The sequence below is a fragment of the Aliivibrio sp. S2TY2 genome (assembly GCF_028765525.1).
Classification (GTDB): Bacteria; Pseudomonadota; Gammaproteobacteria; order Enterobacterales; family Vibrionaceae; genus Aliivibrio; species Aliivibrio finisterrensis_A.
In genome coordinates this window covers 157,156-176,281 of the sequence record NZ_JARACS010000009.1, presented here as the reverse complement: position 1 = coordinate 176,281, position 19,126 = coordinate 157,156, and the positions used below count along the sequence as shown (strand labels likewise).

The 19,126-nt window shown below is 37.5% G+C and carries 23 protein-coding genes; 12 read left to right on the top strand and 11 right to left on the bottom strand.

The window, feature by feature from the left end; translation table 11 throughout:
• Positions 1-762: 762 nt before the first annotated feature.
• The 3 genes from PVK63_RS14595 (at position 763) to PVK63_RS14585 (ending at position 3,297) form a co-directional block, all read left to right on the top strand.
• On the top strand, positions 763-2,004 hold the full coding sequence (locus PVK63_RS14595; RefSeq protein ID WP_274440590.1) for a GlyGly-CTERM sorting domain-containing protein: 1,242 nt from the start codon (positions 763-765) through the stop codon (positions 2,002-2,004).
• Between the two features lie 192 nt (positions 2,005-2,196).
• On the top strand, positions 2,197-2,928 hold the full coding sequence (locus PVK63_RS14590) for a hypothetical protein (protein WP_274440591.1): 732 nt from the start codon (positions 2,197-2,199) through the stop codon (positions 2,926-2,928).
• Between the two features lie 105 nt (positions 2,929-3,033).
• Positions 3,034-3,297, top strand: a complete 264-nt coding sequence (locus tag PVK63_RS14585) for an H-NS family histone-like protein (RefSeq protein WP_274440592.1) — start codon at positions 3,034-3,036, stop codon at positions 3,295-3,297.
• Here PVK63_RS14585 and PVK63_RS14580 read toward each other — a convergent pair.
• Both PVK63_RS14580 and PVK63_RS14575 read right to left on the bottom strand, forming a co-directional pair.
• Positions 3,283-4,269 carry a tyrosine-type recombinase/integrase gene (locus PVK63_RS14580; protein WP_274440593.1) on the bottom strand — a complete coding sequence of 329 codons (987 nt, stop codon included), beginning with the start codon at positions 4,267-4,269 and terminating at the stop codon, positions 3,283-3,285. The two genes, PVK63_RS14585 and PVK63_RS14580, sit on opposite strands and share 15 nt — an antisense overlap.
• 112 nt (positions 4,270-4,381) lie before the next feature.
• The gene (locus tag PVK63_RS14575) at positions 4,382-4,744 is read right to left on the bottom strand and encodes a hypothetical protein (protein ID WP_192957835.1); all 363 of its coding nucleotides are present in this window, start codon (positions 4,742-4,744) and stop codon (positions 4,382-4,384) included.
• Positions 4,745-4,924: 180 nt separating this feature from the next.
• Here PVK63_RS14575 and PVK63_RS14570 point away from each other — a divergent pair, with 180 nt between their 5' ends.
• Positions 4,925-7,597, top strand: a complete 2,673-nt coding sequence (locus tag PVK63_RS14570) for a TrlF family AAA-like ATPase (RefSeq protein ID WP_274440594.1) — start codon at positions 4,925-4,927, stop codon at positions 7,595-7,597.
• Between the two features lie 71 nt (positions 7,598-7,668).
• Here PVK63_RS14570 and PVK63_RS14565 read toward each other — a convergent pair whose 3' ends face one another.
• From PVK63_RS14565 to PVK63_RS14540, 6 genes are all read right to left on the bottom strand, one after another.
• Positions 7,669-7,899 (bottom strand): hypothetical protein, encoded by a 231-nt coding sequence (locus PVK63_RS14565; protein WP_274440595.1) that lies wholly within the window; start codon positions 7,897-7,899, stop codon positions 7,669-7,671.
• 133 nt (positions 7,900-8,032) lie between these two features.
• Positions 8,033-8,746, bottom strand: coding sequence for a hypothetical protein (locus PVK63_RS14560; RefSeq protein ID WP_274440596.1), 714 nt, complete (start codon positions 8,744-8,746; stop codon positions 8,033-8,035).
• A 172-nt stretch (positions 8,747-8,918) separates the two neighbouring features.
• Positions 8,919-9,119 carry a hypothetical protein gene (locus tag PVK63_RS14555; protein WP_274440597.1) on the bottom strand — a complete coding sequence of 67 codons (201 nt, stop codon included), beginning with the start codon at positions 9,117-9,119 and terminating at the stop codon, positions 8,919-8,921.
• Between the two features lie 262 nt (positions 9,120-9,381).
• Entirely contained in the window at positions 9,382-9,894 is a 513-nt protein-coding gene (locus PVK63_RS14550; RefSeq protein ID WP_274440598.1) for a hypothetical protein, read from the bottom strand.
• A 74-nt stretch (positions 9,895-9,968) separates the two neighbouring features.
• The gene (locus tag PVK63_RS14545; RefSeq protein ID WP_255257975.1) at positions 9,969-10,265 is read right to left on the bottom strand and encodes a helix-turn-helix domain-containing protein; all 297 of its coding nucleotides are present in this window, start codon (positions 10,263-10,265) and stop codon (positions 9,969-9,971) included.
• A 3-nt stretch (positions 10,266-10,268) separates the two neighbouring features.
• A complete protein-coding gene (locus PVK63_RS14540) occupies positions 10,269-10,577 on the bottom strand; it encodes a hypothetical protein (RefSeq protein ID WP_274440599.1) in 309 nt (102 codons plus the stop codon).
• Between the two features lie 285 nt (positions 10,578-10,862).
• Here PVK63_RS14540 and PVK63_RS14535 point away from each other — a divergent pair, with 285 nt between their 5' ends.
• From PVK63_RS14535 to PVK63_RS14525, 3 genes are read left to right on the top strand one after another with little or no spacing between them, the layout of a single operon-like run.
• Positions 10,863-11,183, top strand: coding sequence for a hypothetical protein (locus PVK63_RS14535; RefSeq protein ID WP_274440600.1), 321 nt, complete (start codon positions 10,863-10,865; stop codon positions 11,181-11,183).
• Positions 11,184-11,220: 37 nt separating this feature from the next.
• Positions 11,221-11,475 (top strand): hypothetical protein, encoded by a 255-nt coding sequence (locus PVK63_RS14530; RefSeq protein WP_274440601.1) that lies wholly within the window; start codon positions 11,221-11,223, stop codon positions 11,473-11,475.
• Between the two features lie 7 nt (positions 11,476-11,482).
• A complete protein-coding gene (locus tag PVK63_RS14525) occupies positions 11,483-11,677 on the top strand; it encodes a hypothetical protein (RefSeq protein ID WP_274440602.1) in 195 nt (64 codons plus the stop codon).
• Between the two features lie 27 nt (positions 11,678-11,704).
• On the opposite strand, the gene PVK63_RS14520 is transcribed toward PVK63_RS14525, so the two are convergent.
• From PVK63_RS14520 to tssD, 3 genes are read right to left on the bottom strand one after another with little or no spacing between them, the layout of a single operon-like run.
• The gene (locus tag PVK63_RS14520) at positions 11,705-12,004 is read right to left on the bottom strand and encodes a hypothetical protein (RefSeq protein WP_274440603.1); all 300 of its coding nucleotides are present in this window, start codon (positions 12,002-12,004) and stop codon (positions 11,705-11,707) included.
• Positions 12,001-12,789: a DUF4225 domain-containing protein gene (locus PVK63_RS14515; RefSeq protein WP_274440604.1), complete on the bottom strand. Its 789-nt coding sequence runs from the start codon at positions 12,787-12,789 to the stop codon at positions 12,001-12,003. Before PVK63_RS14515 ends, PVK63_RS14520 begins: the two co-directional genes overlap by 4 nt.
• 14 nt (positions 12,790-12,803) lie before the next feature.
• Positions 12,804-13,085, bottom strand: a complete 282-nt coding sequence (gene tssD, locus PVK63_RS14510) for a type VI secretion system tube protein TssD (RefSeq protein WP_130066390.1) — start codon at positions 13,083-13,085, stop codon at positions 12,804-12,806.
• Positions 13,086-13,287: 202 nt separating this feature from the next.
• Between tssD and qatA the strand changes: the two genes are divergently transcribed.
• The 5 genes from qatA to PVK63_RS14485 all read left to right on the top strand — a co-directional run bounded on the left by qatA (position 13,288) and on the right by PVK63_RS14485 (position 18,914).
• Positions 13,288-15,189 carry a Qat anti-phage system ATPase QatA gene (gene qatA / locus PVK63_RS14505; RefSeq protein WP_130066389.1) on the top strand — a complete coding sequence of 634 codons (1,902 nt, stop codon included), beginning with the start codon at positions 13,288-13,290 and terminating at the stop codon, positions 15,187-15,189.
• 2 nt (positions 15,190-15,191) lie between these two features.
• Positions 15,192-16,028: a Qat anti-phage system associated protein QatB gene (gene qatB / locus PVK63_RS14500; protein ID WP_130066388.1), complete on the top strand. Its 837-nt coding sequence runs from the start codon at positions 15,192-15,194 to the stop codon at positions 16,026-16,028.
• Positions 16,025-17,452, top strand: a complete 1,428-nt coding sequence (qatC, locus tag PVK63_RS14495; protein ID WP_274440605.1) for a Qat anti-phage system QueC-like protein QatC — start codon at positions 16,025-16,027, stop codon at positions 17,450-17,452. The genes qatB and qatC overlap by 4 nt, the downstream gene beginning before the upstream one ends.
• A 13-nt stretch (positions 17,453-17,465) precedes the next feature.
• Entirely contained in the window at positions 17,466-18,233 is a 768-nt protein-coding gene (locus tag PVK63_RS14490) for a TatD family hydrolase (RefSeq protein WP_274440606.1), read from the top strand.
• A gap of 243 nt (positions 18,234-18,476) precedes the next feature.
• Positions 18,477-18,914 carry a helix-turn-helix domain-containing protein gene (locus tag PVK63_RS14485; RefSeq protein WP_443111742.1) on the top strand — a complete coding sequence of 146 codons (438 nt, stop codon included), beginning with the start codon at positions 18,477-18,479 and terminating at the stop codon, positions 18,912-18,914.
• The last annotated feature ends 212 nt before the right edge of the window (positions 18,915-19,126 follow it).

The window sequence follows — 19,126 nt, the reverse complement described above, 5'->3', positions numbered from 1 at the left end:
AGAAGCGGTTTGGTTTTGGAAAGTAACATCCAGTAGAAGTGGTTTGGTTTTAGAAAGTAACATTCAGTAGAAGCGGTTTGGTTTTAGAAAGTAACATCCAGTAGAAGTGGTTTGGTTTTAGAAAGTAACATCCAGTAGAAGCGGTTTGGCCTTAGAAAGTAACATCCAGTAAAAATGATTTGGCTTTAAAGAGTAACGTTCAGAACGATCATTAAAAAAATGAATCCCAATTATCTTTAAGCATCAGGTGAAGGTAGAAGAGGATAGTTGTGAATAAATGAGTGATTATGGCCAATTGCTATAAAGCAATTGGGTTTTTCGGAAAAATATTAACCCTTGAGTTACTTCCATTAAATGACCAATCATTAAACGTGTGACAGTGTCACTATATACAACACCAACTATCCATACAATCTAGGGTACAACATATCAAAGGGGTATAAAGCCGTAGTCACTCGCTGAAATCCCGTCTATTTCTTGCTGACCTTGCGCTTGCGCGAAAAAAAAAGAAAAAGAAAAAAAGAAGAAAGAAAAAAAAGAAAAGTATCAACAAGGTTAATCCTTTTTAGGTATGCGTGGGTTGAGTCGCAATATTTATAAATATAATGTTATGTTGTACCCTACATTAATTAGGTATTTATTGTCGTGTATAGAGGGGTTTGATAATCTAATGTTAGTATTTTATAAAAAAAACACTACCATATTAATCGATTTGCGGTATAATGACAGGGTCAGTTAAACAAACGCATAGGAAGGATTACCATGCAACTACGTACTAAAACATTGATCGCTCTTGCTCTTGCTCATTCACTTAGCGTGAATGCTGCGAGTTCAACAAGCACTTTCGAATTAAGCTTGTTCTATCCTCAACCTTATGAATACGATAACAGTATCAACTTATCATCTGAGGTCGTTGGCTTTTACCGCTCGATTGAAGTGGCAAACGATCTGTTTGACCGTAAAGGCGTTAACCTTGAGTTAAAGCCAACTCATGTAGCCAGCGTAAGTTCATGGACAGGTACAGAGAATGTTCAAACTGGTCGCTCAGATATGGATACCGGTGCAACCGCAGTTGAAACTAATGTCGGTGATATGGCAATTGGTTTGTTCCTTCCAAATGGTGGCACTATTGGCTATGGCGATCATAGAAAAAACAGTCATTACACATGGTATCCAAACAACATCGCAAAGATTGGTTTAGCCACAAACATGACATTAGGAAAAGGGGGCGATAATAGTTATCCGTTCGTTCTTAGTCATGAAGTGCTTCACTCAGTTGGTGCAATGCACGATCAAGCTGCTGCTGTTCGTTTTAATGATGATGCCAGTGGCCGAGAAGATGGCTATGCCAGAACGTGTGATAATGGGTACGGGTCATTAATGACTTCTGTTATTTCAACGGTTCCATTTGCACAAATGACTATTTCAGGGGCAAGCGATTGTAATACAACACCAAGTGCAAACATGGTGGGATTTACCAACCAATATGCACCGCTTGCGGCTGAATTTGAAGTAGGCTCACGTAATAACCAAACCATCCGTTTAACGGTTACTGAAAACATCAATGACCAAACGTTTGATTTTGTGGCACAGCGAAACGACACTTCAGCTACCGAAGCCATGACACTCTATATTGCAGGGGGAGCGGTTTATAATGGTCAAAACGCATTAGCACCACAAAGCATCGAATTCACATCAGGCCAAGCAAGTTCAGAAATCATTAAAATTGATTTCAATACTGTCTATGCTGTATTTGATCAAGCACACGGTGAAATCAATAGTACTTATGCGGTTGTCGTTGGCCAAAATGAAGTTCAAAATAAATTGGTCGATGTCACTGCGATTAATACCTTATGGGAGCCAACAATTACACCAAATCCTGATCCAGAAACAGACATTCCAAATCCTGATAACGGGGGCGGCAGCTCAGGCGGTAGCACCTCACTTTTTAGCTTGTTAATGCTGTCTTGTCTGTATTTAGTAAGACGAAAATTAAACAAGTAATCTTAAATAATCACCAATTTTTAAAGTGGAGCATATGGCTCCACTTTTTTTGCTATTATATTTTATTCATAATGCTATAGCATTAGTTTTGTGGTATTTTACAAAAAAACAGAATTGTGCGATTATTAGCCTATATCATTATGTCGCATTGTCTGTTTCTATTTCACTTATTTTTATATAAAGGGATTTCTTATGAAACGTACAGCTTTAGCCTATGCGATAGCTACCTCCTTCGTCAGTCTCGTCGTTATTGCAGGAACGAGTAGTTCAAACAGCCCCATTGAAGAGGTCGTTCGCGTTCCTGTTCATGTTATTGACCACGATGGGATGGATTCAAAGCGTGATGATATTACTGTTGTCATTCGTGAAATTGGGGATCATGATGATTCCGTTGGAACTCGTGATAAAACAGGCGGTATTGATACCGATTTTGTGGCCGCTCCCGATCCAAATGACAGCCCAAATACAGAGCTTCCTCCAATTGATTGTACTCATCCTTCTTATACAAGTCTGTGTAACGATCTAAAAGAAGAGTTGGGCAACAAGGAGCCAGAAGGTCCACCACAGAATGTATGGACCCTTGTTTACTCAGGCTCTAACTCTAATTCTGCATCTTATAAACTTGCAGGAACACCAAAACGAATTCGAATAAATGGCTCGGGGAGTGGAGAAGCATGGTTTGGTGAACATATAAATAGAATATTAAGACAAAGTGTTGGAGGATCAAGTGAAGGTTGTTATGGCCAAGTCGCCACAGCACAATGCACATGGAGTTTTAATAGAACCAGTGCAAGAGGCTGCTATGACTCAGCAAAAGGAGTGAGGGGTTATAAGTGGGGTGGAGCGAACCACGGAGGGTGCAGTAGAGAATACCCTGTAGCTACCGTCAATATGAAATTCAGCCGCATTGAAGTCATGTATTAATTTTTAGAACAATGGGACTCAATTAACAATAAATATAAAATATTAAGTGACTTTTGTTTCTATAATAAATCCATTAAGCAATGTTAAACACTAAATGGATTTATAATGAAAGAATTTAAGAAAACGTTACTAAATGAACGCTCCTTAATATCATTTGTTACTTCGATGCTAACGATTGAAGAAACAACTCTTATTATTGAGCGTTTATCTGCATTAAATGAACAACGAAAAACAGATGAAGAACAAAAGCAAAAAGCCAAAGAAATCAAAGAGAGTAAAATAAGTTCATTGATTCAACAAATAGAAAATGAAGGCCTATCATTATTAGATCTTCAATTACACATAGGCCAACGCTCACGATTGCGCTAACGGCACTTCACTCGATGGTAATGACACCTTTTTTATTGCATCTATTAATAAATTATCGTCTTTTTGAATATAACGCTGTGTTGTTTTTGAATCCGCATGACCAAGAATATCTTGAATAACCGAAATTCGAACCCCTGCATGATATAATATGGTTGCTGTTGTACGTCGAAGATCATGTGGGCTAATCATGAATTTAGAACCCAATTGCAAGCATCGGTTTTGCACAACACGATAGACGCTGGATCTTGCTTGGATTGGTTCATCAATAAAAGTATCCCCTCTGCGCATTTTTACAAATAATGTATCCGAAGTGATATTTAATTGCTCTCTCACCAATTCCCATTCTTTTACAAACCGTAATGTATCCGCATTCACTGGTACACGACGTTCAACGTGTCCTTTACCATAAAAGCGGATCCAATCTTGATTGTCTTTATACTCAAACGCAGTAATAGATAAGGTCATCAACTCGGTACAACGCAAGCCGCAACCGACAAGTAAAGCAAACATGGCATTGTTTCTCTTATCTCGAAGAGTCGGTCCGTTCGTGATGAAAAGCTCAGACATTTCAAATGATTTTAGAGGTCGGGCTTTGCTTACTGAGCGGCCTTTTCTCGGTTGAATTTGGGTAATACGAAAAAGGACATCAGTCGGCAAACGGCCCATACCATTTGCAAAGGTTGCAGAGCGTTTAATTGCAGTTAAATACGTATTTAAACGAGTGTCTTTTATTCCGTTTTCTTCCAATTGATTAAGCACCATTGCAATATGATAATCAGTCAATTTTTCCCACGGAATAAACTTATGATGTGAGAGGTTTAATACCTTAGCAAACCCATTAAGAGTGTATTCCATCGTCTTGCGGGAGCTTTCGGCACGTAACGTGTAGATATAACGCAGGGTAGGGGGAGTATCAACCTCTTGAAGATTGATTAATGATTGGCTTAAAATATTGTTGCTATTTATTTGCATTAAAACCACCACACCCTTTAATGCGTTTTTCTAAAAAACACATTCAACTAAAAACACTGTTAAAATATACAGTGTAAATATAGCAAATAGTCATGCTGGTTGCACGTTTAAATCAGTTAATCATTTGAGATTGCTTGCATAGATAATTAAATTGAATCTTATCGTTCGGATTAAGAGCCAACAGCTCCCCCTTGATTAAACGAGATAATAATGCACAAAATCGGTGAACTTGTTGCCCATTAGATTGCATATAATAAAATACAAACTCATCGTCACTCTGAGAAAGATACTCATAACTGGTATTCAGATGATGTAATAATGATTTTTCAAAAATATAGAAGTATTCATAACAACGATTCCTCTCTAAATCACAATCACGCCCCTCTTGATTCACAAATAGAATCAACGCTTCAATGTCTTGTCGGTAAGGGTGATTTAATGAGTAAGGAGCCAATAAAAAAGACCAGCGTTCCATGATGACCTCACGATAATAAATTCAATTATTATTATAACTAAGTAACCAGAAGTAAGTTAGGTGTGATACCTCAAACTAGCAGTTGAACATCATTTATTCCCGTTGTTTATTCTTTGGAAAGCAAACCACCTTTGGTATTATCCGCGCATAATTACACAATAAAAAAGACTAAGGCTATTTATGAACGGTTCTACATGGAAAAAATGGGATTTGCATATCCATACCCCAATGACTCACTTAAATGGGGCTGGCTTTCAATGCTCTATTTCTGATTATGTATCTAAGCTTGCGGCTGAAGAATTAGATCTAATCGGAGTAACTAACTACTTTTATTTCAAAGAGAATGAGCTAGAAATAGTTAAAAATGAAATACGAACTCAGGGCCATCGTATTACCGTCCTTGGTAATGTTGAATTTAGAATTGTTCAACAAAACAACGGTGGTGAATGGATTAATGTACATGTGGTTTTTTCTGAAAAATTAACCACAACACAAATCAATACCATTTTATCTTCTATGCCAATAACAAATACATCACCAGATGGTAGAGTGGTCTATTGTAGCGAAACAAGCATGCAAGCTAATGGCGTAAAACCAGATCAAGCCGTAGTTGATTTCAAAATACTAAACGCTCACCTTTCAGCGCATTTACAGCGAGGAACGGATTATCTTCTTGGCATTTGTCCCAATGGTTACGGTGGATTTAGACCTGACATTAAAGATGGTCGCTCTGTAGCAATTGCGCTTGAACTGGAAAAAATAGGTGATTTCATTTTTGGGTCCACTGATCGTGATCGAACCTTTTTCTTAAATTCAAATCGTTTCCCTAATGCCAAAGAACGACCTGTTTTTAAATGCTCAGACGCTCATAGGCTTGATGATGTAGGCTCACAGTACTCATGGATTAAAGCGAGACCGACATTTGAAGGTCTTCGTCAATTACTGATTGAACCTGAAGCCCGAGTTCAAATTGAAGATAACTTTATTGAGCGCACCTTTGCCAAACCTCGATTTAAATCAATTACAGCCAACGGAAGTATTATCGCTGGCCAGCCATTAAAATTTGATAATACAACCATCGAATTAAATCCAAATATGGCCGCGATTATTGGGGGAAGAGGTACAGGTAAAAGCATTCTGTTAGATTCCATTCGTTCTAAATTTAGACATGATCCGTTAGGCACAAATCCAGCTCGTCAAATTAACACTGAGCAATTTTCACTTGTATTAGATCAAGGTAATGGCTCATTACTTAACTTTAATGATGTAAGTAACAGCTACGATTACTTACACGTATCACAAGGCGATATACAATCTGTTAGCCAAAACCCAGAGCAATTAAGCAAAGAAATTAAAAAAATGCTGGGGCTGACTAGTGATGCCTTCAATCCTGTAACCACAAGCGTTGTTGAAGATGCCTTAACAAAATACCGTGCTTTTATTGGTTATTGGAGTACAAGCGATGAACGTGGTAATAAAATCAATACAGATACTTATCAAAATGCCATTATTACTGATTACCAAGGGCTTATCGCGACATTAACCAGTGCTGAAAACCAAGGGCTTATTGACCAATACCAAGCCAATGTCGCTCAAGTAAATAAGTTAACCACTTACCTCTCGAAATCAGCTCAAATAAAAGCCTCATTCACTCAGCAAATAGACCCAATTAACACGACGATAGATGGCCATAATCAAAGTGAGTTTAGTACCACCACCATTCCATCAATTGATTATCATGCTGCAATAACGGCTATTGATGCGAACGATTTGTTAGCGAGAGGGCAAATCGCAGCGTTAAATTTAAGTAATCAAGGGATTGTAACTACGTTCCAATCACAAGGGATCACTCAAGACATTTCATCATTGCTTGGAAAAGTAACCGAGTATCAACGGAACATCGATGCGGCTAATGAGAAATTAATAGAAATCGCAGCGAGAACCGCAGAGTACCGCCAAAGCATTCAAGGTCGCTGTCAGTTAAGTGATTTACATAAAACCTACTTAGAAAGCAATTCAAGCGCCATAGCCACCGCATTTGACTCATTATTAACTGAGAATCAAGCGTGGACAGCCGAACAAAACGAATTAGTTAAAGAGATATTGAGTGACATTTCGATTTTCGGGGCCATTTACTTTAACAAAGAGAAATTTTTCTCTCTTCTACTTAGTAAGCTCAATGGTGGTAAGTTCAGAGAAACAGCGACACAAACTTCAATCCAGCGTTTACAAGCAACGTTCCCAATCAATACATATGAAGATTTTTATCGCCTAATTTCTAATGAAGAGATGATCGTGTTATCTCCAGATAGAACAGTTACTCTTGAAAGCTTTTGCTGGGAAACAGAATATTTCAACCAAGGTGGCCGCTTTGAGTTGTTAGATTTCTTGTACCTACCGCAAAATATTCAAACTTACCTTCATGCGAATGCTGAATTTCTCTATAAAGATAAAACAGTAACGCAATTGTCTGTAGGACAGCGAGGGACGTTCTATGTATGTCTTAAATTAGCAACGGACCCATTCGGCTCACCATTTATATTTGACCAGCCAGAAGACGATTTAGACAATGATTTTATCATGAATAAACTTGTTCCGATTTTCAGAAAAATAAAGAAATATCGACAAGTGATCATTGTTACTCATAATGCCAATCTTGTTGTGAATAGTGATGCTGAACAAATCATCATCGCTAAAAACGATAACGAAACTCTTACGTACCAATCGGGCTCTGTAGAAGATGGTTCAGTAAATGATCCATCAAGTATCCGTGGCCAAATATGTAATATCTTGGAAGGGGGTGGTCATGCATTCTGGTTACGTGAACGTAAATATGGATTAAACGATAAATAGTAAGAATCTAAGATAGAGCAATTCTAAGTAAGAACTGCTCTATCTTGATGAACAAAGATGAATGTGAATGATTAACTTGATGATATTTGACTAACTCTTAAAACCTCTTTGTGCGCTTCGTTATCGTCATAGCCTTTATCTTGCATTTTTAAAAAGAGCGCCAAATTTAACGTCCCCAAAAATTCGTAATCACACTTGGCTTTTTCCCAATCTGTAATATTGTAACTGCATTCATCAAAATCACTACCTTGCTCTACGTACATTGGGTGCTGTTTAATTATTGCCCGTATTACGTCTTTCATAACCCTTCCTTTTATTGCGAATTACAATGAATAAAATCGGGCCACCACAAGAGTTGTAGTGGGATAAATGTTTAAAAGTTTGAATAGCCTTCGACTTTGACTGTGTTTTTCTGTCTCAGAAATTACCACGACCTCAATTTAGTTGCTGGCTAAATAACTCTTGTAAGTTTTTTGTAACCCCATTACTTAACTCCACCAATCTAACCACCTCATTGATAAAATCAAAAGCTTCTTCTGAAAAGTTATAAGACAATGTGTTATGTAAAAAATCTAAGCCAATATCATAAGTTAATTTTTGAGGGTGATAGTAATGAGGGTCATAATCTTCACTTGCAAATGAGCCCCTAAACACTTTGTACTCATCAGGAATAATAACGTCTTTTATGTTCGTGACAGCAGTTCGTTTAATTTCAGAAATCAACGTAAGTAAATCGTCATGATCGCATTGGGCCTTAGAAAGCCAATGTTTAAAATAAGCAGGGACACATTTATCTGGGTGAATTAGCGTATTGGTTTTAGCACTAGTTCTGTGCTCATAAAAGATAAGCGCAGCGCAGCTCTTTATTCCCAATCCATTAACCAGTTTTACAGCGACGGTATGATTTATATTTTCGACAGTTTTCAAATCACGCTTATGTTTTAATTCAGCTCTGGCTTCTTTTTCTTTCTTATGCTGATAACGTAATTTTGATTCTCTCAAGATATCAATAGCGTCATATAACGTTTTTTTCTGTTCGCCTGTTAGTAATGATGCGTCAGCGGTATACGTTAATAATTCGTTCTGAATAGTATTGGCGGCAGTGGTGAGCTTTCTTTGTTTTTTTACCAATTCATCAATTTTAGACATTTTAAATACTCAATATGTTAGAGAAGCTACAAAGCAAAGTTAACGTAACCTTTCAGTGCAATCAGTTGCGCCCAATGCACCAGTGATTAGCTATGCTACGAAAGTTCGCTGGCAGTGTGTCGGAGCTGTGCTGTCTGAGTTTCTATAGTCACCTTCACTCTGTAGCTGTTATCTAGTTACTTATCTTTTTATTAAATAGAAGCATATCATCATTAGACGCTTTTCTAACTGAATAATCATCCACATAAAGAACGTAATTCATACCATCAAGCCCCGTTAATAAATCAACAGGACAATGTAATTGAGGGCAAGTAATGCGTGATTTAGTAACTCGCTTTGCATTAGTTAAAAACTCGCATTGAAAAAGAGCCAAATCGTTAACATCAATCCATCGAATAATTAATTTACCTTCATGAGTAGACGTAAATAACGCTCGGCCTTTAAGTTGTTGATTATTTAGCCATGATCTTCCTTACTCCAATCTGTAATTAATAATTATCTCACTTAACGGTATAATGAAGGCGTCGTGTTAAAACCCCGTTAACTTTGTAGCTATTATACCGCAAAAAAAAAGAAAATAAAGGCAGCAATGTTCGTTATATTTATGAGTTTTTCTGAAAAATGAAAAGTTCATATTACACGTAATTTTGCACAGATAATGACCGTAACTCATTTTCTATATTTAATATTTTTCCAAACAAATCGGTTGCTGAAAAAGTAGATATTGTTCGATCATACAGACGTCTATCATACTTTGATTTAACCAGTGTCGTTTCTATCAAATCATGCAGTTCGATAAGAGCAGTTTTGTCGGCCACACTGAGGCGACATTTAAAAAGCTCATAAGAAATGGATGCTTTACTTACCGTTGCACCGTTGTATGTTAATAAACGGCCTTTGTGCATTAACGTGTTCATGTTATTACAAATAAAGGTGTTTAACCAAACACCAAGTCGGGCTGTTTGGTTATGCCATTTTTCCCATTCTTTATGATTGATATCATGCATCACATTATTAATTAGATTTGCATTCGCTTGTTCGCGACTCTCGCCAATAACGATACTAGATAAATGCTCATAAAAAGAGTTTGTTGCTGCGTCAAATTGAGTAGAGATTTCGTAAAACTTCGACCTTGAACGACGATCCATAATGATCAGTTTCCGTGTTAATTAACAATTATAATAGAGCTAGAATGATGTATTACTCTCTTCAAAATGAATCGTCATAGGTTTAATACATCTTTAATATGTGGCAAGTTATCTTCAATCTTATTCTTGTTGAAGGTTCCCCAGCTCTCTATTGAGTAAGTGCGATTCTTTGTGCCACCACTAACACCACAAATTATATCGATTTCAGATAGTGCCAAAATTGTATCTTGCAGTGTTCTCTTTGGCATCTGAGTTGCGTCTAAAAGGGAAGGGACCGTATTCACACCTGAATCAATTAAATATGCTACCAATTGCCTACGATAAAAACTGGTCTTGGTTTTACTGCTTTTTGCTTCCATTGCATTATTCATAAATTACTCCTCATCAGCTTCTTGCTCGGTAATATCTACGCCCCAAAAAGACATGATCTCGTCTTCACAGCAATGACGACGGAATATATCCAATACCCCTTCATCATCGAAATCAGGTTGGCCTTTAGGCTCATAACCAACTTGTGAGAAAGCCGTAATCATATGCTCATAATGATCTTTTGCATTTTTTTTTGTGGGATTACGAAGCAATTCCATATACTTTTCATCAGCTACATAACCACCTGTAAAGTCATCAAGACCAGCGCCATGATGGGCTTCAAGGTACTCGTAATCTTTTTTTTGCTTGCTCATACTTAGCTGTAATAGTTGCCATAATCAATCCTGTTTATAAAAACCTTACTTATCTATATTAAATAAAGATTAACACATAGTTGACGTGGTGAAAGCTATTGCGTGTCTTAATTCCGTTAATTAGCTCACAATAAGAAGTCATTCATTTTTCTAAAAAACAAATCTGCTATTTTAGATTAAATATAAGCTTCATTGATACGGCCAAATAACAAACAATGCCCTTGAAAGCGCTGGAGTAACGTTGTAATTTATTTGAAGTTTTCATTTATCAAGGAGTGATAAGTAATGACGCGTAATCCCACCAATTCTATTTCATCAGTGAAGTTAAGAATTATCTTTATGCTCATTAGCATCAAAGAGTGGAAGTACAATCTTCTAACTGTTCTTTTGCTGTTGCCTGTATGGATTCTATTGTATGCAATGAAGGCTGAGTTTTATCAGGTAGTCTTATTCACCGCCATTATATTTTTACTAGCGACTGACTGCTATGGTCGTCATATCTACGATAATGTGAATAAAGAAGATCGAGTGAAGAGTGTTTTATCGCTAGCGATTAGCCAGAGTTCCTTGATTAAGTTTATTGTTTTTGGTCGTCAAAAAAATTAAGTTTTCATTCAAATAACATTTATTTAGTAGGGGCCATATGATTGACACCATCGTTGAAAATGAAGAGTATTTCGAAGAGCAATTTTTAGAAAAACCAAGAAAGAAGCTGTGGTCAGATATTATGCAGTATCCTCTTGAATCTACGAGTGCAGAGCAATTGACGCATATTTTGGGTGACATTGAATCCGCTCATAATAGTCACGGTAAGCCCTTGCGGTTAGTTCGAATAAAAAGAACTGTTACGACTGAAATTGAAATAATAAAAGAGTTTAAAAAAACAAAAAGAGGATAGGTATAGCGTGATAAATTATGAAATTCGCAGCAGTGAAGACGGTAGTAAGATAACAGTGAAAGCACAAGGGGTTGTTGAAGCAATCGCTGAACATTTATCTCATCCTATTTTAGAGCTATCGGTCACTTATTCCCCCAATCATGGGATCTCAATTGTCACGGATAATAAAACAGGCATAAAATATGATGTGAGAATAATCTAGTTCATCGAAGCTACCAATATTAATACTTTATTGTGGCCTAGACTTTGGAAACGGAATAGTTAAGGCGTGAAGCACTAAAAACACAAAAGCAATGAATCTCACGGTTCCATCAACCTCAAAACTTCCTTCAAAACTACGCATAAACCAATAACCCATTACACGTTGATCAAAGAAAATTGAGTAATGCTGTGAACCAAAAATAATGCATGAAACCACCACATATAAGATCAAGTACAAAGAGTTATGATTTTTAATATAAAGTCTAGAAAACATAAAGCTTAAAAGGACACCAACCATACCGACCCCAATGTAAAGTAATAACATCATTTCTCTTTCTCTTTCATATACGGAGTCAAGGCATCATAAGCCGTAATACTATTGCCCATCATTTCAAATGTTAATGCTCCACGAGTCATCGTTCTCCAGCCTTTTTGATAATCCGTTGCATGATATGAATATAATTTAAACTGCTTAGCGTTAGGTATGCTACTTACCGTTGACGTTTTTAATGAACTGGATAGCCCATAAAAACTTGTCGCGATATCAGCCAAACCATAAGCTAAATCACCCTCATCATTAGAATAACCAAGTTGTTTAGCGCCAGCTCTATAGCCATTTATCAAGAAGCTATTATTACTTCCATAATCGCCAGTATACTTTTTTTTCCAGTTTTGAGTAATGTTTCCCGTAATGTTGTATGAGTTCTCATAGATATTATTGCCGCCATGCAGCATCATTGGTGCGCCAGTAGAAACACACCATGAAGCACCAACAAAGGAAAAAATAGAGGAGGTGATACACAATCCATAACCTGTAGTCACTTGGCCAACACCAGCAACTAATCCAATGGTGTATTTACCTATCTCAATAGATTGGTCTATCAGACTTTGTCGCTCTTGCCTGACATAATTAACAACCTTCGTTTTTGATAGAACGCCACCTTCATAATCACTCAGTAGACATTTTCCTAAAAAACGATACTCAGAGCGAAATTGATGTTGTAGTAGGGGATCTTTTAAATGACTCATACTAAGCATGTTCGCTTGGCGCAATAAGCCTCTGACCGCAAGGTTTACTTCATCATCATCCATGTCTGTTTTAGATATACTCATAATGACAAATCTACTTACTCTTTATCTGTAATTGGTTTTAACCAAGAAGAGAAAGCAATCGTGTTTGCTGCAACGTGACGCCATCGGATATCACGGTAAGAAATAGAAAGGGTTTCTTGCATATCATCACCATTAAAGTCGATCACATGAGGCATATGAGTAACCAAAGAACGTATAAGCGCTCCAGTTAACTCAATTTCATAGAACAACTCAATGCCACCTTTTTCATTTGGGCGATAGAAATGAAGCTTACACATTAATTCATCGCCATCAGAACAAGCTTGAAAATATCGCATAGAAAGTTCAGGTAAGCTTTTGATTGATATTTATAAATTAATTTTTAGAGAGGTTAGATTGTGATCTAATACAAACATTTAGAGCTATATATTATGCTATATTTAGCCCGTTACATAACATAATTGTACATATTGAAGCGATTAATTAGTTTCGGTACAGGACAACACTAATAAATATTGAATTTGAAAAAGGATACGCTAAGTGCTCTGGCCTGATAATGAATCAAAAGTCGACCTACTAAACTACCAATCAATTAGTAATGCTATTGCCCAACTCCTTAGTGATAAAAAACGTTTACCTGTGTCCATAGGTATTCACGGAGACTGGGGAGCGGGTAAATCTAGCGTCCTATCTATGATTGAAGAAAAATACAAAGATGATAACCGAACCGTGTGTATCCGCTTCAACAGTTGGTTATATCAAGGCATAGAAGATGCGCAAACCGCATTAATGCAGCAAATAACAGCCGATTTAATGGAAAATAAATCGACTTGTGCAGAGTTCAAAGAAGCCGCTGAGGGATTTTTACAGCGTGTAGACTGGTTGAAAGTGGTTAAATCCACGACAAAATACGGTATGGCTGCGATTGCTGGAATAGCACCGCCATCGACAATGCAAGATCTAACTAACGGGTTAGGGGTAATTGTAGATAAAATTAAAGGTCTAGAGGGAGATGATCTAAAAGCAGGAGTTGAAGAGCTTAATACTGCTATTGGGAAAGCCAAGCCTAAAAGAGTCGTTACCGAGATAACTGAATTCCGCAAAGCGTACAAAAAGCTCCTTGATGCAGCAGACATCGATCGCCTCGTAATATTAGTCGATGATCTTGACCGTTGCCTACCTGATACCGCAATCGCCACAATGGAGGCAATGAAGCTATTTCTGTTTATGCCAAATACTGCATTTATTATCGCAGCAGATGAAACAATGATTGAATACTCTGTCCGTCGTCACTTTCCAAATCTATCAGAAGAAGTAGGAGGGATGGCTTATACGCGTAATTACTTAGAAAAACTGATCCAAATTCCATTTCGAATTCCGGCACTTAGTGAAAATGAAACTTCAATTTACTTGACCTTACTTATAGCACAAAGTGTTTGTGATGAAGATAGCGAAAACTTTAATAAAGTGCTTGAACATGCGCGTCAAAACCTGAGAGAACCATGGACAAAAAGCACGATAACGGCAGAACAATTCGAAAAAATAACAGGCGAAACATTATCACAAGAAAAAAAGACGCTTTTCTTTATGGTGTCCCAAATTGCTACTGTACTAAACGAGGGAACTAAAGGTAACCCACGTCAAATTAAGCGATTTCTGAATACTTTTATGACGAGAATGCTAATTGCGGATAGCGCTGGGTATAAGGAGTCTATCAACGAAAGTGTTCTTATCAAGTTGATGCTACTTGAGCGGTTTAATCAGAACGCGTATGAAATCCTGAGACTTGATAGTGTTGGCAGTGCTGAAGGCCTTCCAACAAAGCTTTTTGAATTAGAAGAACAAATTAAGACTAATTCAGCTATCTCAGACAAAGAGATTAAGACTGACACTAAAAAAGTGTTGTTTGAAATTGATAAAGATGAATGGTTAGCAAATTGGGTAAAAATAGAGCCTGTATTAGGTACGACTAACTTAATTCCTTACTTCTTTTTAACTCGTGAAAAGGTCAAGTTTGTCGGTCTTGCTCAAAGTAGCGAATTGATTGAACGCGCACTTAAACTGTTAAAAGGTGATGACCTTGCCGTGACCGCAGCACAAGGCACTATCGAATTGCTGACTGTCGATGATGCAGAATCTTTGCTTGATATACTAGTTACTAAGATCCGAAGTACAGCCGGAGCAAAGAACACCCCTGAATATTACAAAGGTGCGCTTCTTTTATGTAAGAACTTTAAAGACCTTCAACTTAAATTTTTGAAAGAGATAGCCGCGATACCAGAAAATAAGATTGGTCCATGGGTCATCGCTGGTTGGTCACGAGTTGAATTAACATTCGAAGCTCAAAAAGAGTTCGATGAGTTACTCAAAGATTGGTCAGAGAGCAGTAATGATCTACTTAAGCGAACAGCCAAACAACAACTCAAAAAGGCAGAAAAGTAATCATGGGAACATCAACACCAAACAAGGGGCCAAACAGCAAAAACCCCCTAGTCCCAACATGGCTTGACGGTAGCGGGAGCGATGATGTGGAACAATCTGCTGTATCTCAAGGTGGTCAACAGCCTGTTACAAAACCCCAAGCGGAGATAAAACCAGAAAATGGTCAGCGATTCAAACAAGCTCGCACCTCTATGAATAAATTCATTAGGTCAGCAGATCAGCCAGCCATGAAAAGCGGTATTCGTAGCTACGTAAGTAATACTGGAGGGAAAAAAGCGGCCGTAAAAAGAATGGGAAGCTCGACAAAGGCCGCAGGAAACTTACTGTCGTTCTTAACCGATGTAGCCACCCGAGGTATTGAGTCAGCGGCAAAAAGCTTTAACTTGACGTTAATGCCAAATGAAAGCGCAGACCAATTATTACTGCGAGTCTCAGACCAAATCTGTGAAGTTTCAACCAGTAATGTACCTGACGCAGTTACACGTATTGCCTATGTGGAAACTGTCATCGAGATGACGACAAAGCTCAATATCACAGACCTAAACGCAATAACACCAGAACAAATCACAGCAACATTGGGGTGTTTTATAGGTAAAAGTGTCACTGAAAGAATTATCAATGAAATCTGTAACAATGTTGTATCTGATAAAGCAAACCCAGCACAATTACAGGAAACATTAAGTCAGTTAGGCGGATACATTGAAGGCTGTGCAAGTGATGCCATCGCTAGCCTAACAATCAAGGGAATGGACATAATGGATACTGCCTTAGTCGGTAAAATCAATGAGATCTATTCCGATGTTTTTGAAATATTGGAATCAGTAGGAAGCGACGAATGAAAAGATGTTCCGTAATCGGATTGGTTGAATCCAAAGATACTTTTGAACCAATAGACAGCAACAGTATTATCGTGTCAGTAGTGCTTCCTAAAATTCATACTGATACAAAGTATGGGATAGGTGCATTTATAAAGAAGGCCAAGCCCTTATTAGTTTCCACAAACTTACTTTCTTCTGAATTATTAAACTTGTCAGCATTAGTCTACGCTGCTGATACTCGTATAAGTCGAGTGGATTATTCGCAGGATGGTTGGACACGTGAATTCGATATTTATTTTCCTGTCAATGATATGAGTGAATGGGTTCCTCTAGTTAATAAAATTCAAAACTTATTGTCATTCATTACTGGCGATTTTTGGAAAATTCATCTTCGTGAAAGACCGTTGCCTCATAAGCTAGAAATCATGGAATTACCTACGATTTCCCCCCCCGTACTACCAGTTAAAGCAGTTTCGTTGTTATCTGGTGGACTAGATAGTTTTATTGGTGCCATTGACATTCTCAGTAATAAAACTGATTCATTATTTGTCGGCCATTACACTCATGATGGCACTCAAACTTATCAGATCGCAGTTGAAAAGATTTTGACTGAAACATTTCCAGATTACTTCAAAGGATACGCTAAGGGCATTATAGCTTTTGATAAACATGTCTTTGGGTCAGAACACAAAACAGTGAAGTCTGAAAACAGTCAGAGATCTCGTTCATTCATGTTCCTTTCAATGGCGGCTTATTTAGCTTCTTCCATGGGAACACGATGTAAACTTATTGTCCCTGAAAATGGCTTTATTGCGCTTAATGTACCATTAGACCCACTTAGACTTGGAGCTAATAGCACAAAAACAGTTCACCCAAATTTCATGGTTAAAATGGCTGAAATATTTGATCGGCTTAATTTAGATATCGAACTGCTTAATCCATATCGCCATAAGACAAAAGGCGAGATGATGAAGTATTGCAGTAATACTGGGTTGCTTGCTGATCATGCCTATAAAACATTATCATGCGCATCACAGGGAAAAATGAGATGGGATAAAGGTGGCTTGAAAGCTAAGCGATTAGGGGGTAGTGGTGGAAGTGGAAATTGTGGTTATTGCTATCCATGCTTGATCAGAAAAGCGTCGTTTATAAAAGCAGGCATAGTAGATAAAACAAACTATGTGGCTATCCCTGACCTAGCTACTGCAAACATCAGAGTAGGAAAATCAGGCAGCTCCTACGCTGAGTCAAAAGATATATTATCCGTTCAATACGCAGGATATAGACTCTTTAATGGTTTGATAAACCCAATGATTGAAATCCATAAATCTGGGACACTCATTGGTGTCTATGATGAGTGGTCGGATATCGCAGGCATGTACGAACGTGGACTCAAAGAAGTGTATGGTCTTGTTAAAGATGTTACCGTAACGAGAACTAACTAGAATTGAGAACGCCATGATGAATGATAAAATTAAGTACATTGATTTTCATTGCCACTGCGATTTATTGCCAGATTTTGACAAGCATTCTTTTAAAATAAACGAAGAAGTGGCAGCTGTAGCTGTCACTACTACACCACTAGCTTGGGAGAAGAATGTCGAGGTATCAAAATGTATACCTACTTTATATCCTGCACTAGGTATGCATCCTCAACTCATTTCATCTCGGTTAGATGATTTTAAATCATTTGGTAGACACTTTGAACGCGCTCGAATTATTGGTGAAATTGGCCTTGATGGATCCAAATATTACAAAGACAGCTTGGTAGTTCAAGAAGAGGTATTGTCTCGTATTTTGGGTATGTGCGCGCAAAGCAATAATAATAAAATACTATCTATTCATAGTCTTAGGGCTGAGGTGAAAATAATAAAACACCTAAAAGGAAACATCTATAAAAAACCTATTACTCCAATATTGCATTGGTTTACTGGATCGATTCCACAAGCAAGCCAGCTGCTTGATATTGGTGCGAAATTCTCATTCAATCACAAGATGATAGCGACAAAAGGTGGCCAACAATTGTTAGTTCACTTACCTGTAGAAGCAATACTCATAGAGACAGATTTGCCTTTCACTAGTAAGACATATGATTCTATGTTGCATAAAAACTTATTAGCGAGAACAGTAAAAGAGGTATCTAATATATTGCCATTCGGTGAGGAAGAATGCTCAAATATTATTTTACGAAATGCAAAAGAACTCTTATTGACTTCTTGTTCGTAAGTTTTGTAGCATGTAATAATCATGAACTTATCTCAACGAGAATAAGCTCATGATTATTATATATTTTATGGTAAACAAGTTATGTTTAATACTTTGATTAAGACGATCTTTAGAAATAGGTGATGAACAAAAGGTAACACACTCAAGATTTAACATAAATTAGTTAATGCGCACTAGCGTTGTAGGAGCAAAGTAGTAATGTCACTTTTTAGCAAGATTAAATTGTCTCTTTAGCGTACAGTTATGATTGTATATTATTTGTTCAACCACGGAGTTAACGAGATGTTGATTACTATGAGTGACCAAGATATAAATCGTTTTAAAGTGATCCAAGATGTGTGTGAACGTCGATTAAAACGTGCTGATGCTGCGGCTTACCTAAACCTCAGCGTTCGACAAGTTCAACGGTTAATGACTCGCTTGCGTGAATATGGCGCTGCTGGGCTTATTCATTTGTCACGAGGAAAGCCGAGTAACCATCGTTATCCACCTGAGCTCCGAGCAAAGATATTAACTATTATTCGTGAGCGTTATGCCGACTTTTCCCCGACATTAGCTCGTGAAAAACTCATCGAACTGCATGATATCCACATTTCTAAAGAAACGCTTAGGCAATGGATGATCGCAGAGCAACTGATGAGCACGCTAAACCGGTGGCATTTTATAGCGATCGACGTTTGAAAAAAATCAGAATCGTGAGCGCAGTAAAAAAGCACCGAAAAGAACAGCACAAAAACGATCCATCGCACAACAATTGAGGGAATTAAATCCTGTACTTGCTGATCCTTCTACATTTAAAGCAAGCACTTCAAAGAAAGCATATTCATACAAAATAACAAGTAAAAAAGTGCTTTTACCTGGTGTATTTAGGCGTTTTGATTTTTAGTTATCTG